Raw genomic sequence first — 16,541 nt, forward strand, 5'->3', positions numbered from 1 at the left:
TGTTACTTTCATGGACTTCGCATCCCGCGGCCTGCGCGAGTCGGCCACCTTCGACCGCGCCACCATCCACGCCATCCAACGGGCCGCCGCGACCGGCGTCTACGACATCCGGGGCTGGGGCGCCAAACGAGCCCTCCCGCACTTCGACGACCTGCTCTTCCTCGGCGCCAGCATGTCCCGCTACCCGCTGGAGGGTTATCGCGAGCGCTGCGACACGGACGTCGTCCTCGGCGCCCGCAACGCCAAGTACCCGCTGCACCTGGACATCCCGGTCACCATCGCCGGCATGAGCTTCGGCGCCCTGTCCGCGAACGCCAAGGAGGCGCTGGGGCGCGGGGCGAGCGCGGCCGGCACCTCCACCACCACCGGCGACGGCGGCATGACCCCGGAGGAGCGCGGCCAGTCCAAGCACCTCGTGTACCAGTACCTGCCGTCCCGCTACGGCATGAACCCCGACGACCTGCGCAAGGCCGACGCCATCGAAGTGGTCCTCGGCCAGGGTGCCAAGCCAGGCGGCGGAGGCATGCTGCTCGGCCAGAAGATCACCGACCGCGTCGCCGGGATGCGTACCCTGCCGGTCGGCGTGGACCAGCGCAGCGCCTGCCGCCACCCCGACTGGACCGGCCCCGACGACCTCACCATCAAGATCGGCGAACTCCGCGAGATCACCGACTGGGAGAAGCCGATCTACGTCAAGGTCGGCGCCACGCGCACCTATTACGACGTGAAGCTCGCCGTCCACGCCGGCGCCGACGTCGTGGTCGTCGACGGCATGCAGGGCGGTACCGCGGCCACCCAGGACGTATTCATCGAGCACGTCGGAATCCCCACCCTCGCCGCGATTCCCCAGGCGGTACAGGCACTTCGGGAACTCGGCGTCCACCGCGAGGTCCAACTCATCGTCTCCGGCGGCATCCGCACCGGCGCCGACGTGGCCAAGGCCATCGCACTCGGCGCGGACGCGGTCGCCATCGGCACCGCCGCCCTGATCGCACTCGGCGACAACCATCCGCGCCATGACGCCGAATACCGCCAACTCGGTTCGGCGGCAGGCTACTTCGACGACTTCCAGGACGGCCGCGACCCGGCCGGCATCTCCACCCAGGACGAGGAACTCGCCGCCCGCCTCGACCCCGTCGAAGGCGGACGCAGGCTCGCCAACTACCTCCGCGTCCTCACCATGGAGGCCCAGACCCTCGCCCGCGCCTGCGGCAAGGCCCACCTCCACCACCTGGAACCCGAGGACCTGGTCGCCCTCACCATCGAGTCCGCCGCCATGGCCCGCGTCCCCCTCGCCGGCACCGACTGGATCCCCGGCACCTCCGGAACCGCGCTGTGATCGCCGTCGTAGGAGCGGGCCTGATGGGCGCGGCCACGGCCTGGCAGCTCGCCCGGCAGGGCCACGAGGTCACGCTCGTCGAGGCGTACGAGATCGGCCACAAGTCCGGTAGCTCGCACGGCAGTTCACGCATCTACCGGCGCGCCTACGCCGATCCCCTCTACGTCCGCCTGACCGGCGAGGCCCGCGAACTCTGGCAGGAACTGGAGCACGACACCGGCGCCCGGCTGCTGCGCCTCACGGGGGGCCTGGACTTCGGCGCGGGCCGCGACCCGGAGGGCATCGCGGGCATCCTGGCGGCAGCCGCCGTACCGTACGAACTGCTGAGCGCGGCCGAAGCGACGGACCGCTGGCCGCAGTTCCGCTTCGACGGACCCGTGCTCCACCACCCGGACGCGGGTACGGTCGACGCCGACGCGACGGTGGCCGCCGCCGTACGCCGGGCCGCCGAACTGGGCGCCCGCGTACTCGCCGGCGTCCGCGTCACCGGCGCGGAGATCCGCAACGACGGCCGCGTCGCGCTGAGTTCGGACGGCCCAGCCGTCGTGGCGGACACGGTCGTGGTCGCGTCCGGTGCCTGGCTGCCCCAACTCGCCGCGCCGCTGGGCATCGTGGCGCCCCTGCCGCCCCTCCAGGTGACCCAGCAGCAGGTCTTCCACTTCCGCCGCCGCGACCCGGAAACGACAGCCTGGCCGGTCTTCGTCCACAAGGATGAACTGAGCCTCTACGGTCTCCCCTCCGGAAGCGACGGTGGCCCCCTCCCGGCGTTCAAGGTCGCCCAGCACGACGAGGGCACCCCGACCACAGCGAACACCCGCACTGGAATCGTGGACGCCGTCTCGCGCGACAAGGTCACCGCCTGGGTGGAACGCGCCATGCCGGGCCTCGATCCCGCCCCTGTCGCCGAGGCCAGCTGCCTCTACACCACCACCCCCGACGAGGACTTCGTCCTCGACCGCACCGGCCCCTTCGTCGTCGTCTCCCCGTGCTCGGGGCACGGCGCGAAGTTCACGCCGCTCATCGGCGGGGTGGCCGCCGACCTCGCACTGGGCCGCGCCGAACCCCATCCACGTTTCGCCCTGAACCGTTGACCACCGATCCGCAACTCCCGGGAAACCAGGGCCCATCAGGCAGAATGACCGCCATGGGCACCGACCACCACGACCAGACAGCCGCGCTGCCGGATCGGGAGATCACCCCCGAACAGGCCGACGGGCCAGTGGACTTGGAGACCGCGATCGCCCGCCAGGTGCGTCGCTACCGGATCGCGGCCGGGCTGTCGGTGGCGGAGATGGCGGCCCGGGTCGGCATCTCGAAAGCGATGCTCTCCAAGATCGAGAACGCGCACACCTCGTGCAGCCTCACCACGCTCGGCCGCCTCGCCACCGGCCTGAACGTCCCGGTCACCGCCCTCTTCCGCGGGGTCGACACCGAACGCGAGGCCGTCTACGTCCCCGCCGGCCACGGCGCCCAGATCATCCGCCGCGGCAGCCGGGTCGGTCACCTCTACGAACTCCTCGGCGCCCTGCGCGGCCCCCACAAACGCATGGAAGCCGTCCTGGTCACCCTCACCGAGTCCAGCGAGGTCTTCCCCCTCTTCCAACACCCCGGCACCGAGCTGCTGTTCATGCTCGAAGGCGTCATGGTCTACGGCCATGGAGAGGCGGCCTACACGATGCGCCCCGGCGACGCCCTCCAACTCGACGGCGAGGGCGCGCACGGCCCCCAGGAACTGGTCGAACTCCCCGTCCGCTTCCTGTCGGTCACGGCTTTCGGGGACCACGGAAGGGACTGAACGGTCTGGTGACGGGCCGGTTCGCTCGCTAGGCTGCGCGGCAGAACAGGGATCGTCCACGCGTTGGTGGCTGGGGTGGCGCGTCTCTCCGACGTGTTCACGGGAGACGCCGATGGCGTACCGATCCCTTGTCCGTATCCCCGGCGCGGCATTCTTCCCGCTGGGGTTTCTGGCCCGCCTTCCCTACGCCACCTCTTCCCTCGCGACGCTCGTCCTCGTCCAGGCCGCCTCCGGCAGTTACGCCTTCGCCGGACTCGCCGGGGCGGCCCAGGGCGTCGCCAACGCACTCGGCGCCCCGATCGCCGGGGCACTGGCCGACCGCCACGGCCACCGCCTCGTCGGGGCGGTCACCGCACTCGCCAACGCCACCGCCCTGACCACCCTCGTCCTGGCGAGCCACACCGGCCGCGCGAGCATGCTGGTCGCTGCGGCCCTGTCCGGGCTCACCCAACCACCGGTCGGCCCCCTGGTACGGGTCCACTGGGCACGCCTGCTCCACGCCCGTGCCCGGCCCGACCTCATACCCACAGCCTTCTCGTACGAGGCGACCGTCGACGAGATCAGCTTCGTCGCCGGGCCCGCGCTCGTCGGACTGTTCACCCTCGTCGGCCCGACCGCGCCGACCGTGGCCGCCATCGCCCTCCTCGTCCTGGCCACCCTGCCCTTCGCACTCTCCCTGGCCCGGGGGAGTACCGAGCACCGGCAGAGCCCGCGCGCCTCGCGAACTCCCCTGCCCCGACTGCCACTTGGCGCGATGTTCCTCGCGATGGCCGCGGTGGGCGCGCTGTTCGGCGCCGTGCAGACCGGCGTCACCGCCTACTCCGACGAGAGCGGGCACCCGGGCAGCGCCGGACTCCTCTACGCCGTCTTCGGCATCGGCAGCGCCCTGGCAGGCGCCGCCTGCGCCTGGCTCCCCGCGCGCTTCACTCTCCGCCACAGGTATGTGACCTTCGCGGCGACCTTGCTGCTGGGCGCGCTCACCCTGGTCGTGGGGGACGGACTGCACGCCGTTCCTACGGCCATGACCGTCGCCGGTGTGACCGTGGCCCCGTACCTGATCAGCCTCTACGCCCTCACCGAACGTCTCGTACCCGCCGACCGGGCGACCGTCGCCCTGACGATCCTGTGCGCCGGCGGACCGCTCGGCACCGCGACCGGGCAGGCGCTGGCCGGGTATCTCGCCGACCGTCATGGCAGCGGAGGAGCTTTCCTGGTGGCGCCGATCGCGGCAACGGCTGCTCTGCTCCTGGCCGTTGCGGTGTTCCTGGCGGACGCCGAGGCCTTCCGCCCGGCTGTTCGTGTTGCCGTCGGGTCCGGGACACCCGAGTCTGGGGGAATGGGCCGGGCCAAGGGGAGGACACACGATGGGGACGAGCGATGACACACCGGATGCCGAGCGGCGACGGCTGGCCGAGGCCGACGAATCCGGGGTGCCCTGGCGCCGTTGGGGCCCGTATCTGAGCGAGCGCCAGTGGGGGACGGTCCGGGAGGACTACAGCCAGGGCGGCGACGCCTGGTCCTACTTCACGCACGACCAGGCACGCTCCCGCGCCTACCGCTGGGGCGAGGACGGCATCGCGGGCGTCAGCGACGACAAACAGCGTCTGTGCTTCGCGCTCGCTCTGTGGAACGGCCGCGACCCGATCCTCAAGGAGCGGATGTTCGGCCTCACCAACTCCGAGGGAAACCACGGCGAGGACGTCAAGGAGTACTACTTCTACCTCGACAGCACGCCCACGCACTCGTACATGAAGTACCTCTACAAATACCCGCAGTCGGAGTACCCGTACGAGGACCTCAAGGCCACCAACCAGGCCCGTGGGCGCGGTGACTTCGAGTACGAACTCCTCGACACCGGCATCTTCGACGAGGACCGCTACTTCGACGTGTTCGTCGAGTACGCCAAGGCGGGCCCCGACGACCTGCTGATCGAGATCACCGCGCACAACCGCGGCCCCGACGAGGCACCCCTGCACCTGCTGCCGACCCTGTGGTTCCGGCACACCTGGTCCTGGGCCGGTGGTACCGCCGTACCGTCCATCCGCCAGGAACCCGGCGGCCCGCTCCGCGCCGACCACGAGGAGCTGGGCCCGCGCCGGCTCTACTGCGACGCGGACGCGCAGACCCTGTTCACCGAGAACGACACCAACAACGAGAAGATCTTCGGCAGTTCGAACTCCTCCCCGTACGTCAAGGACGGCATCGACCGGTACGTCGTCGGAGGCGAGACCGGAGCCGTCAATCCCGAGCGGACCGGCACCAAGGCCGCCGTCCACCACGTGCTCACCGTCCCCGGCGGTCAGAGCGCCACCGTCCGCCTGCGCCTCACCGCCACCGAACTGCCCGACTGGACCGGCGACTTCGACACCGTCTTGACCCAACGCCGCGCCGAGGCCGACGAGTTCTACGACGGCATCACTTCCGCCGACTCGTCGGTCGACGAACGGCGGCTGGTCCGGCAGGCGTTGGCGGGGATGCTGTGGAGCAAGCAGTACTACTACCTCGACGTCGAGCGCTGGCTGTCCGAGCACGGCGTCGACCCGCTCGCCTCCGACCCCCGGATACGGAACAGCAACTGGTACCACATGGTCAACGACGAGATCATGTCGATGCCGGACACCTGGGAGTACCCGTGGTTCGCGGCCTGGGACCTCGCCTTCCACACCGTCGCCCTCTCGATGGTCGATCTCACCTTCGCCAAGGGCCAGTTGGACCTGTTGCTGCGCCGCCTCTACCTCCATCCCAACGGCCAGATCCCGGCGTACGAATGGAACTTCGGCGACGTCAACCCGCCCGTGCACGCCTGGGCCACCCTGTTCCTCTACGAGCTGGAGAAGCACCGCACCGGCAAGGCCGACCGCGCCTTCCTGGAGAACGCCTTCCAGAAGCTGATGAAGAACTTCAGCTGGTGGCTCAACCGCAAGGACACCGACGGCAACAACGTCTTCCAGGGCGGCTTCCTCGGCCTCGACAACATCGGCGTCTTCGACCGCAGCGCCCCGCTCCCCACCGGCGGCCACCTCGACCAGGCCGACGGCACGGCGTGGATGGCGCTGTACTGCCAGAACCTCCTTGAGATCGCCATAGAGCTGGCCGTCGACAACCCCGTCTACATCGAGCAGGCGCAGTCCCTGTTCGAGCACTTCGCGTGGATCGCCGTCGCCATGAACCGCATCGGCGCCGACAACGCGAGCCTGTGGGACGAGGAGGACGGCTTCTTCTACGACGTGCTGCGGCTGCCCGACGGCACGGCGACCCGGCTCAAGGTCCGCTCCCTCGTCGGACTGATCCCGCTCGCGGCCACCAGCCTGGTCGGTGGCTGGGCGGACCAGCGCTTCCCCGAACTGGTCGCGGGGGCAAGGGAGTTCATCGAGCGGCATCCGGCGGTGGCAGCCACCATCTCCTCGCACGAGGCGCTGGGTCCGAACGCCGACGGCCGGTATCTGTTCGCCCTGTTCGGCGAGGACCGGCTGCGGCGCGTCCTGTCCCGGATGCTCGACGAGGGCGAGTTCCTCGGCCCGCACGGCATCCGCTCCCTCTCCCGTTACCACGCCGAGCACCCGTACACCTTCGAGGTGCACGGGGAGTCGTACGGCGTCGGCTATCTGCCCGCCGAGTCCGACTCCGGGATGTTCGGCGGCAACTCCAACTGGCGTGGTCCGGTGTGGTTCCCGGTCAACCTGCTGCTGATCCGCGCGCTGCTCAACCTGCACGCCTTCCACGGCGCCGAGTTCACCGTCGAGTGCCCCACCGGATCGGGCCGACAGCTCACGCTCTACGAGGTCGCCCGCGAGATCGCCGACCGGCTCACCGCCACCTTCCTCAGTGACGAGGACGGGCACAGGCCGGTGCACGGAGCCCAGGCCAAGTTCGCCAAGGACCCGCACTGGAAGGATCTGATCCTCTTCTACGAGTACTTCCACGGCGACAACGGCGCCGGCCTCGGCGCCTCCCACCAGACCGGCTGGACCGGCCTGTCCGCGGTCACCGCCACCCTCTTCCACACCCTGGGCGACGGCGAGTGGTCGGCACGGGGCCGCGAGAGCCTGCGCCCCACCGGTGACCGAGAGGAGCCCCTGTCGTGACCGCCTGGCCCGAGCAGCCGGTGATCTACGAGATCAACACCCTTATCTGGCTAGGGGAGTTGAGCAGCCGCTACGGCCGTACCGTCACCCTCGGCGAGGTGCCCGCGCCCGCCTGGGACGAGGTCGCCCTCCCGGGCGTCGACGCCGTCTGGCTGATGGGCGTGTGGGAACGCAGCCCGGCCGGACTGGAGATCGCACTGCGCGACGCCTCGCTCCAGGCGTCGTTCCGCGCGGCACTGCCCGACCTGCGCCCGGAGGACGTGGCCGGATCGCCGTACTGCGTCCGCAACTACGTCGTGGACGCAGCCCTCGGCGGCCCGGAGGGACTGGCGGCAGCTCGCGCCCAACTGGCCGCCCGTGGTGTCCGGTTGATCCTCGACTACGTCCCCAACCACGTCGCCCCCGACCACCCCTGGCTGACCGAACGCCCCGCCTGCCTGGTCCAGGGCACTCAGGACGACCTCGCCCGCGACCCGGCCGCCTTCCTGGAAGCCGGCGGCAAGGTCTTCGCCCGGGGCCGCGACCCGTACTTCGCGCCCTGGCCGGACGTCGTCCAACTCAACGCCTTCAGCGACGAGTTGCGCACCGCCGCCGTCGACACCCTGGCCTCGATCGCCGGCCAGGCGGACGGCGTGCGCTGCGACATGGCCATGCTGCTGATGACCGACGTCTTCGCCAAGACCTGGGGCGCACGGGCGGGCACGGCACCGGCCGAGGACTTCTGGCCGTACACGATCCCCAAGGTCCGCGAGCGCCACCCCGACTTCCTGTTCGTCGCCGAGGCGTACTGGGACCTCGAATGGGCCCTCCAGCAACAGGGGTTCGACCACTGCTACGACAAACGGCTCTACGACCGACTGCTGCACGAGGGCGCCGACTCGGTGCGCGGCCATCTACAGGCCGACGTCCGCTACCAGCGCGGCCTGGTCCGCTTCCTGGAGAACCACGACGAACCCCGGGCCGCCGCCACCCTGTCGCCCGAGCGAGAACGCGCCGCGGCGGTCACCATCGCGACCCTGCCCGGCGCGACGCTCTGGTACGAGGGGCAGTTCGAGGGGCGACGGGTGCGACCGCCGGTCTTCCTCTCCCGTCGGCCGGAGGAGCCCGTCGACAAGGAACTCCTCGCGTTCCACCACCAGTTGCTCGCCGCGGTCGCCTCCTCCGGTATGCGCGCGGGAGGGGAGTGGCGGCTGCTCGACTGCACGGGCTGGCCCGACAACCCCACCCACGAGAACCTCGTCGCCTGGTCCTGGACGACTGATTCCAGCCGTCACCTAGTCGTCGTCAACCTCTCGGACCAGCCCGCCCAGGGCCGCGTCCGCCTCCCGTGGACCGACCTGCGCGGCGACTCCCGCCAACTCACCGAACTGCTCGGCGACTTGACCTACGACCGGGACGGCGACGAGCTGGTCGACCCCGGTCTGTATGTCGAGTTGGAGGGGCTGCGCTGGCATCTGGTCGCGGTCCTGCCCCGATCTTGACCTGTGGCCAACTGGTGAAGGATTGACGGGAGTTGTGAAAGGTGACAAGAATTCGGCTTACTTCGCTGTGCCTTTACTGAGCGAAGTGCCTGCGAGCGGTCCGGTCGCGCACGCCCTCGATCGTCTCCCTTCGTGCGCCCGCCGCTCGCGATCTGCCACCTCCCACACCTTTCACCATCGTCGAGGCTCACTTTGTCACGTTCGCACCACCTCCCATCCCTGTCCGCCCTCGCGGCCACCGCGTTCATAGCCGCCGCCGCTCCCGTGCTCGCGGCCGGCCCGGCGAGTGCCGGCGACGCCGACGCCTGCCAGTCCGCCACCGTGCAGTACCGCATCGTCGGCGCCGATGGAAACGTTGTCGGCGCGGACTGGACCTCGCAGGGCGGGTTCCTCCAGTGGGACACCATCCCCGGCACCGTCGAGGTCCGGCTCGCTCCCGACCAGAGCGTCGGAGACAGCTGCAAGTACCCCGTCTCCCTCGCCGAGTACACCGCCGAGGGCTCCAACTGGTACACCTCCGGCCATCAGACCATGGTCGACAAGGCCACGGTCTACCTCACCGCCAAGGACGTCGCCGGCGCGACCGACGCACAGCGCACCTGGCAGCAGCTGAAGGTCAAGTCGCCCGACTGCTACGGCCAGATCGACCTGTACGGCGACGACGTCACCTATGACGGCGGTACGGGCGAGGGCCACGGCCCCCTTCCCTACGAGCCGGACAACATCATGACCCCGTACCACCTCATCGCGGCCTGGAACGGAGGCGACAAGGAGTGCACCCCGAGCACCCCGGACTCGCCCACCCCGACGCCGACGCAGCCGGCCTCCGCGCCGCCCGCGACGCCGTCGGCCCCGGCCGACAGCACGCCTCCCGCCGAGGAGTCGACCCCGTCGGCCAGCCCCAAGCCGTCGACGACACCTCCCACGTCCGCGCACGTCCCGCCGCTGAAGTCGTCGCCCTCGCCGACTCCGAAGGCGACGCCGAACGGCGGCAACCAGCCGCTGGCGGAGACCGGTTCCAACGCGCCGGTCGGACTCATAGCGGGCGGTGCGGCCCTGGTGATCGCCCTGGGCGCAGGCGGGGTCTACGCGGCCGGCCGCGCCCGCCGCTCCTCCTGACACGGACACGCCCGGCGTGAACTGACGGCCCCGCCCCGTGCGTTGTGCACGGGGCGGGGCTCACGGCCGTGGCCAGGGACGCCCGCCGAGCCGTTCGATGTCGGTGTTGAAGCGTCGTAGAAAAGCCGCGAAGGCGTCGATGTCCTCGTCCGACCAGTCGTCCATGATCTGGTCCAGGGACTGGACGAGACCCTCGCGCTCCTCGTCGAGCATCCGTGCGCCCAGGTCCGTGATGCGGAACTTGCGGGCCATGCCGCCCTGCGGATCGGGGATGCGCTCCACCAGCCCGGACCGCATGGCGGCCGCCGTCTGCCGGTTGAGGGTGGACGTGTCGAGACCGAACGCGTCGCTCAACTCCCCGATGGACATGGGCCCTTGGATGCGGATCCGGCTCAGCAGGATGTAGGCGCTGCGCTCCAGCACACCGTCCTTGCGGCGCCCGCCCTTCTGCGCGAGCAGCCCGTGCCGGCTGAGGAGCATCTGCTCGTACTCGATCTCGCGCGTGCGCCTGTCCATCGGTCCGCTGCCTCCTGCTTCCTGCCGATGCCGCCGCCGGATCCTGCGGTTCGGGGCGGCCGGGCCCATCCTCGCACGACGGTATGCATCATCCCCATCACATGGTTGATACATGCGATGTGTACGATGCACATTCCTTCATATCCCGACTGAACAGACATGCCGAGGAGTCCCGTCATGGACGCCCCCCAGCCCTCAGCCCGCGCAGGCGGCGTGATCGCCACGCTCGCCTTCGCCGGCACCACCGCGGCGATCATGCAGACGCTGGTCACACCGCTCATCGCCGACCTGCCGGAGATGCTGCACACCTCGTCCTCGAACGCCGCGTGGGTGATCACGGCCACGCTGCTGGTGGCCGCGGTCTGTGTGCCGGTCGTCGGCCGCCTCGGTGACCTGCTGGGCAAGCGCCGCATGCTGCTCGCCTGCTCCGTCCCACTGATCGTGGGCTCGGTGGTCTGCGCGCTCTCCTCCTCCGTCGTCCCGATGATCGTCGGACGCGGTCTGCAGGGCATGGGCATGGGCATGGTCCCCCTCGGCATCGCCCTCCTGCGGGACGTGGTCCCGCAGGAGCGACTGAGCCCCTCCATCGCCCTGGTCAGCGCCTCCATGGGCATCGGCGGCGGCCTCGGCCTGCCGATCGCCGCGGCCATCGCCCAGTACGCCAACTGGCGTGCCCTGTTCTGGGGTTCGGCCGCCCTCGCCGTGGTCGTCGCCGCGCTGATCTGGTTCCTGATCCCGGACGTACCGGCCGCCGCCAAGGGCCAGCGCTTCGACGCCCCCGGCGCCCTCGGCCTCGCCGTCGGCCTCGTCTGCCTGCTGCTCGGCATCTCCAAAGGCGCCGACTGGGGCTGGGGTTCGGCCACCGTGCTCGGCCTCTTCACCGTCGCGATCGTGGCCTTCCTGGCCTGGGGCGTGTGGGAACTGCGCACCGGTGACCCGCTGATCGACCTGCGTACGACGGCCCGCCCCCGGGTCCTGATCACCAACATCGCCTCGGTCTTCGTCGGCGTCGGCATGTACTCGAGCATGCTGGTCGTCCCGCAGCTGCTCCAGTTCCCCGAGGCCACCGGCTACGGCCTGGGCCAGTCGATGCTCGCCTCCGGCCTCTGGATGGCCCCCGGCGGCATCATGATGATGATCGTCTCCCCGCTCGGCGGAATGCTCACCAACGCCCGCGGACCGAAGTTCACCCTGATCAGCGGCGTCCTCGTCATCACCGCCGGCTACGCCCTGTCCATGGGCCTGATGAGCTCCGCCTGGGGCCTCATGGTCGTCTGCATCGTCATCAACAGCGGCGTCGGCCTCGCCTACGGCGCGATGCCCGCCCTCATCATGAGCTCGGTCCCCCTCTCCGAGACCGCCGCGGCGAACGGCTTCAACACCCTGATGCGCTCCCTCGGCACCTCGATCGGCGCTGCGGTGATCGGCGTGGTCCTCGCCCAGATGACCACCACGGCGGGCGGCTACACCTTCACGTCCGAGGGCGGCTTCCGCACGGGCCTCATCATCGGCGGCGGCGTCGCCCTGCTGGCGGCCCTGGTCGCGGCGGCCATCCCGGCGGTACGGGCAGCCGCACCGACCGAGGAGAAGGCCGAGCAGGCCGGCGCGCTGGAGGAGGCGGGGGCCGAGTCCTGACCTCGGTGGGCTGAACGTACGGAGGCGTGCTGCCCGGCGCTGGAGGATCGAGGGATCGGTCCTCTGCGCCGGGCAGCGCGCTGTCTGGTCGTCAACTCCCCGGTGGGCAAGGGCCCTTGCGGTGAGGTGACCGGACCTGGGATGCCGGTCCTGGACAGGGTTGGGGGCCAACTGCGGTCGGCGCACGGCCGTAGACCGGTCCGCGGCGGTGAACTCACGCCATAGACCAGTCAGTTGCCCGACCCGAGGCCTTGAAGCGCGTCGTTGAGCTGGGTCGCGGTGAGGGCGGGGGAAGGGAGCGCGGTCGTGGTGGGGGCGGCGCGCAGGCCGTCGAGAAGGAGTGCGAGCGGGCGGCGCCAGGCGTCAGGGCCGGCGGAGGCGGTGAGGGACGGGACGGTGCGGCCCAAGGCGGCGAGGGCGAACAGGACGTCCTCCGGGGTGACATCCGCACGGACCGTGCCCTGGTCGCGGCCCCGGCTCAGCAGCAGGTCCACGGTGTGGCGGTTGTGGGCGTGCACGGCCTGGAGCGATTCGACGCCGTCGAGGTGGGTGGTCATCAGGTCGTTGGTGCCGCGGTCGGCGGCCAGTCCGGCGAAGACGGTCTCCAGATAGCCGGTCAGCCCGGCCCACGCGTCCTCGGCCGCGCGCGCCTGCTCGCCCACGGTCATCGTGTCCGTGAGCAGGTCGCGGAAGACCGCGTCCACCAGCGCGGCACGGGTGGGGAAGTGGCGGTACAGCGTGGCGTTGCCGATGCCTGCGCGGCGGGCGATCACGTCGATCGGCGCGTGCAGCCCCTGCTCGGTGAAGACGTCGTGGGCGGCCTCGATCAGCAGCTCCCGATTGCGCCGCGCATCGCGGCGTCGGGCAGGTGCCGTCGCGTCGTTCGGGCCCGTCATCATCGTCCTCCGAGCTGGTGGGGAGTGCTCCCCGGTACTGATGCTATCGTCAATCCATCAAGTGGGGAGCAGTCCCCACTTTGACGACGATGGGGTGGCGTCATGCATGGCACGGCACTGGTCCTGGGTGGTGGTGGGCCCGTCGGCGGGGCGTGGATGACGGGCGTGCTCGCGGGTCTCGCGGAGGCAGGTGTCCACCTCGACCGAGCCGACGTGATCATCGGCACCTCCGCGGGTGCGATCTTCGGCGCCCGGCTCGCGGCCGGCGAGGCGCCGCAGGAGTCGTACGAACGTCAGGTGACCCGCGCCGACAAGGTGGAGCTGCGGGTCACCGCGGCCCAGACGATCCGATTCCTGTGGGCGGCGCTGGGATCCCGCGATCCGCAGCGCTCCGTACGACGGCTCGGCCGTGCCGCCCTCACCGCACGCACCGGACCCGAGTCCGAACTCCTCGACGCGGTCGGCACGTTGCTGCGCGGTGCACGGGACTGGCCCGACCGCGCCCTGCGGATCGCAGCCGTCGACGCCACGACCGGGGCTCTGGAGACGTTCGACGCCGACTCGAAGGTCCCCCTCCTCGAAGCGGTCGCCGCGAGCTGCGCCGTTCCCCTCGTCTCGCCGCCCATGACGGCCGCGGGCCGACGCTGGATCGACGGCGGCAGCCGCACGACCGCCAACCTGCACCTGGCCGCCGGCCACCGCCACGTCCTGGCCGTCGTACCGATCCCGAAGGCGGTCGGCCCGCACCCCAGCGCCCAACAGCAGGCGGCCCAACTCGCCGCCCAGGGAGCCGAGATCACCCTCGTGACCCCCGATCGCTCGGCCAGAGGCGCGATGGGGCGCGACTTGACCGCCGACACGCGCCGTCCGGCGGCCGCCAGGGCCGGCCACGTCCAGGGGACGGCCATCGCGCACGCGGTGCATGCCGCGTGGCGCGGCGGCGTGTGACCGTCCGATCCCGAGTGCCCGTACCGATCGAGAGGATGCTGTGCCGGACCTCCGATCGCGCGGCCGGGCATGCGCTGAGCCGCGACTTGACCGCCGACGCCCGACGCCCGACCGAGCCGGCCATGCCCGGGCGACGCTCCTCATGCACGCGGTGTGTGGCGCGGCGGCGTGTGACCCGACCGGCCCTGACAGCTCCGCGACCATCGAAAGGAGTGCCATGCCGGCACCCACCCTGCAGGACCTGACCCCCGACGGCCTCGACCCGAGCGCGGATCCCCACCTCGTCTACGCGGCCCTGCGTGAGCGCGGGCCCGTGCACCGGGTCCTGGTGCCGGGCAGCGGGGAGACCTGGCTGGTCGTCACCCGGGACGCGGCGCGCGCCGCACTGACCGACCCGCGCCTGCGCAACGACATCCGCCACTCCTCGATCTGGCAGGACGACGGCGGACACGCCCTCGGCCGCAACATGCTGCAGACCGACCCACCGGACCACACGCGTCTACGGCGGCTGGTCGCGGGGCACTTCACGCCCGCGCGGATCGCCGCCCTCCGCCCGCGCATCGTGGAGATCGCCACCGATCTGCTCGCCGAGCTGCCGGCGCGGGGGACGGTGGATCTGGTGAGCCGGTACGCTCTGCCGCTGCCCGTCACGGTGATCTGCGAGCTGTTCGGAGTGCCCACCGCGGACCATGCGGTGTTCCATGCCTGGTCGAACGAACTCGTCATGCCCGCGTCGCCCGAGTCGGGTGCCTCGGCCGCCGCCGCCCTGGGCGGCTACCTGACCGAATTGATCCACCGGAAGCGCGACGCACGCGACGCCGATCTGCTCGGTGATCTGGTCGCCGCAGCCCGCGAACCCGGCGCCGAGCCGCCCCTCACCTCCGAGGAACTCCTCGGGATGGCTTTCCTCCTCCTGGTCGCCGGCCACGAGACGACCGTCAATCTGATCTCCGCGACCGTCCACGCCCTGCTCACGCACCCTGACCAACGGGAACTGCTGCGCTCCGAACCGGACTTCGCCGGTGCCGCCGTGGAGGAGGCGTTGCGCCACTACTCACCCGTCCACGCCACCGCGTTCCGTTTCGCGGCCGAGTCCCTGGACCTCGCCGGTACCCGCATCCCGGCCGGGGACGCGGTGCAGATCTCCCTGGCCGCGGCTTCCCGCGATCCGCTGCACTTCCCCGAGCCCGACCGCTTCTCCCTACGGCGCCGGGGACCCGGACACCTAGCCTTCGGCCACGGCCTCCACCACTGCCTGGGAGCACCCCTGGCCCGCACCGAGGCGGCCATCGCCGTACGCCTCCTCCTGCACCACTGCCCGGACCTCGCCCTCGCCACCGACCCCGCGACACTGACGTGGCGAACGAGCATGCTGCTGCGGGGCTTGAGTGAACTGCCGGTGCGTATCGGCCCGTCAGGAGACCGGGGCGGTTCCGACTAGCCCAAGTCCATTACGCCGGTGGGCAGTTGGGGGTCGGGCCAGTGAGGTTCGTAGCGCCACTTCCCAAACCCCCCGTTCCGTCAGGTCCAGGAGCCGCCAAGTCCAGTGGCCGAGCCGCCGGTTGTCGTCGGCCAGGTTCGGCAGGGCGCGCAGCCGGACGGTCTCGTCGCCGGTGCGCGGCCACTCGATCCAGGTCGTCGGGACCAACAGCTCCGCGCCCGGACGGCGCCCCGGAACCAGCGCCTCCGCGGTGTCCTCGACGACCCGTAACGCGTGGGCGCTCCACACCTTCCGCCGGAACACGTCGCGCCACACGGCGGTATCACCCGGCTGGAACTCCCGCATACCCACATCCGGTTGCTCGGGTGAGTCATGTCTGCCCGCGCGCCACCGCCCGGAACTCCAACGGCGTACGACCCTCCCGCTTGCGGAAGAACTTCGCGAAGTCGGTCGGCTCGCCGAAACCGAGGGTGCGGGAGACGTCCGACGCCGTCGCGTCGGTGTGGACGAGGAGGCGCTTGGCCTCCAGGAGGACGCGGGCGTCCAGGTACTGCTTGGCGGTCGTGCCGGTCGCCGCGAGGGTCGCGCGGGTGAGGGTGCGCGGGCTGTAGCCCAAGGCGGCCGCGTAGTCGGCGACTTGGTGGCTGGTGCGGAAGTCGCGTTCCAGGGCGGCGCTGTAGCGACGGAACGGGTCGTCGGCCGGGGCGGACGACACCGGGTCCGGGCGGACGTGGGAGAGGCGGAGCAGCAGGACGGAGAGGAGCATGCGGAGGGTCTGGAGGTGGGCGTCGAGCGGGAGCGAGGCCAAGTCTGCGTACTCGTGGGTGAGATGACGGAGTGTCAGGCTTGCCGCTCGCGCGTGCGGTCCCGCCGGGAGCAGGGGTGACTGGTCGAAGGGGGGATCGGCCAGGACGAAGCCGGGCTGCCAGATGACGATCGTGCCGCGGGTCGTCGTCAGGTCGGCGAGGACGTACTGGTGCACCTGCCCCGAGCTCACCCACAGCCAGCCGCCCTCCTCCACGACGCAGTCCGTGAAGTCCACCCGGTGGCGCAGCGTGCCCTCCGTGACGTGGATCAGGTGGTGGAAGTCCGGCCGCTGCGGTGCCGACAGGTCGATGCCACGACGGGCACCGCGCGCCAGCAGCTCGGCGAATCCCACGATGTCCATACCGATGGGCGCGCTGAGTGAAGGACGGTACGACACGTCCGTGATCTCGGGTCGATACTGACCGTTTTTTCCCATGGTGAGTCCCGAGCCTACCCTTGTCGGGCCCCGAACCGCTCCT

General features: G+C 70.9%; 14 protein-coding genes. 10 read left to right on the forward strand and 4 right to left on the reverse strand.

The window, feature by feature from the left end; translation table 11 throughout:
• Positions 1–10 precede the first annotated feature (10 nt).
• From OG714_RS49850 to OG714_RS49880, 7 genes are all read left to right on the forward strand, one after another.
• The gene (locus OG714_RS49850) at positions 11–1,339 is read left to right on the forward strand and encodes an FMN-binding glutamate synthase family protein (RefSeq protein ID WP_406131121.1); all 1,329 of its coding nucleotides are present in this window, start codon (positions 11–13) and stop codon (positions 1,337–1,339) included.
• Positions 1,336–2,430: an FAD-dependent oxidoreductase gene (locus tag OG714_RS49855; RefSeq protein WP_406131122.1), complete on the forward strand. Its 1,095-nt coding sequence runs from the start codon at positions 1,336–1,338 to the stop codon at positions 2,428–2,430. Before OG714_RS49850 ends, OG714_RS49855 begins: the two co-directional genes overlap by 4 nt.
• 53 nt (positions 2,431–2,483) lie before the next feature.
• Positions 2,484–3,134, forward strand: a complete 651-nt coding sequence (locus OG714_RS49860) for a helix-turn-helix domain-containing protein (RefSeq protein WP_406131123.1) — start codon at positions 2,484–2,486, stop codon at positions 3,132–3,134.
• Between the two features lie 112 nt (positions 3,135–3,246).
• Positions 3,247–4,515 (forward strand): MFS transporter, encoded by a 1,269-nt coding sequence (locus tag OG714_RS49865; RefSeq protein WP_406131124.1) that lies wholly within the window; start codon positions 3,247–3,249, stop codon positions 4,513–4,515.
• Positions 4,499–7,219 (forward strand): MGH1-like glycoside hydrolase domain-containing protein, encoded by a 2,721-nt coding sequence (locus tag OG714_RS49870; protein ID WP_406131125.1) that lies wholly within the window; start codon positions 4,499–4,501, stop codon positions 7,217–7,219. Before OG714_RS49865 ends, OG714_RS49870 begins: the two co-directional genes overlap by 17 nt.
• The gene (locus tag OG714_RS49875) at positions 7,216–8,700 is read left to right on the forward strand and encodes an alpha-amylase (protein ID WP_406131126.1); all 1,485 of its coding nucleotides are present in this window, start codon (positions 7,216–7,218) and stop codon (positions 8,698–8,700) included. The genes OG714_RS49870 and OG714_RS49875 overlap by 4 nt, the downstream gene beginning before the upstream one ends.
• A 192-nt stretch (positions 8,701–8,892) precedes the next feature.
• Complete coding sequence (locus OG714_RS49880; RefSeq protein ID WP_406131127.1) at positions 8,893–9,819, forward strand: hypothetical protein; 927 nt, start codon at positions 8,893–8,895, stop codon at positions 9,817–9,819.
• Positions 9,820–9,879: 60 nt separating this feature from the next.
• On the opposite strand, the gene OG714_RS49885 is transcribed toward OG714_RS49880, so the two are convergent.
• Positions 9,880–10,335, reverse strand: coding sequence for a MarR family winged helix-turn-helix transcriptional regulator (locus tag OG714_RS49885; protein WP_406131128.1), 456 nt, complete (start codon positions 10,333–10,335; stop codon positions 9,880–9,882).
• 177 nt (positions 10,336–10,512) lie between these two features.
• Between OG714_RS49885 and OG714_RS49890 the strand changes: the two genes are divergently transcribed.
• Positions 10,513–11,970: an MFS transporter gene (locus OG714_RS49890; protein WP_406131129.1), complete on the forward strand. Its 1,458-nt coding sequence runs from the start codon at positions 10,513–10,515 to the stop codon at positions 11,968–11,970.
• A 230-nt stretch (positions 11,971–12,200) separates the two neighbouring features.
• Here OG714_RS49890 and OG714_RS49895 read toward each other — a convergent pair whose 3' ends face one another.
• Positions 12,201–12,869, reverse strand: coding sequence for a TetR/AcrR family transcriptional regulator (locus OG714_RS49895; RefSeq protein WP_406131130.1), 669 nt, complete (start codon positions 12,867–12,869; stop codon positions 12,201–12,203).
• A 99-nt stretch (positions 12,870–12,968) separates the two neighbouring features.
• Here OG714_RS49895 and OG714_RS49900 point away from each other — a divergent pair, with 99 nt between their 5' ends.
• Together OG714_RS49900 and OG714_RS49905 are read left to right on the forward strand one after the other, a co-directional pair.
• The gene (locus tag OG714_RS49900) at positions 12,969–13,814 is read left to right on the forward strand and encodes a patatin-like phospholipase family protein (protein ID WP_406131131.1); all 846 of its coding nucleotides are present in this window, start codon (positions 12,969–12,971) and stop codon (positions 13,812–13,814) included.
• Between the two features lie 217 nt (positions 13,815–14,031).
• Positions 14,032–15,255, forward strand: a complete 1,224-nt coding sequence (locus OG714_RS49905) for a cytochrome P450 (protein ID WP_406131132.1) — start codon at positions 14,032–14,034, stop codon at positions 15,253–15,255.
• Here the strand turns inward: OG714_RS49905 and OG714_RS49910 are convergent.
• Entirely contained in the window at positions 15,229–15,600 is a 372-nt protein-coding gene (locus tag OG714_RS49910) for a hypothetical protein (RefSeq protein WP_406131133.1), read from the reverse strand. The genes OG714_RS49905 and OG714_RS49910 overlap by 27 nt on opposite strands.
• 25 nt (positions 15,601–15,625) lie before the next feature.
• Complete coding sequence (locus tag OG714_RS49915) at positions 15,626–16,498, reverse strand: helix-turn-helix domain-containing protein (protein WP_406131134.1); 873 nt, start codon at positions 16,496–16,498, stop codon at positions 15,626–15,628.
• Between the last annotated feature and the right edge of the window lie 43 nt (positions 16,499–16,541).

This window comes from Streptomyces sp. NBC_00989 (assembly GCF_045162655.1).
Classification (GTDB): Bacteria; Actinomycetota; Actinomycetes; order Streptomycetales; family Streptomycetaceae; genus Streptomyces.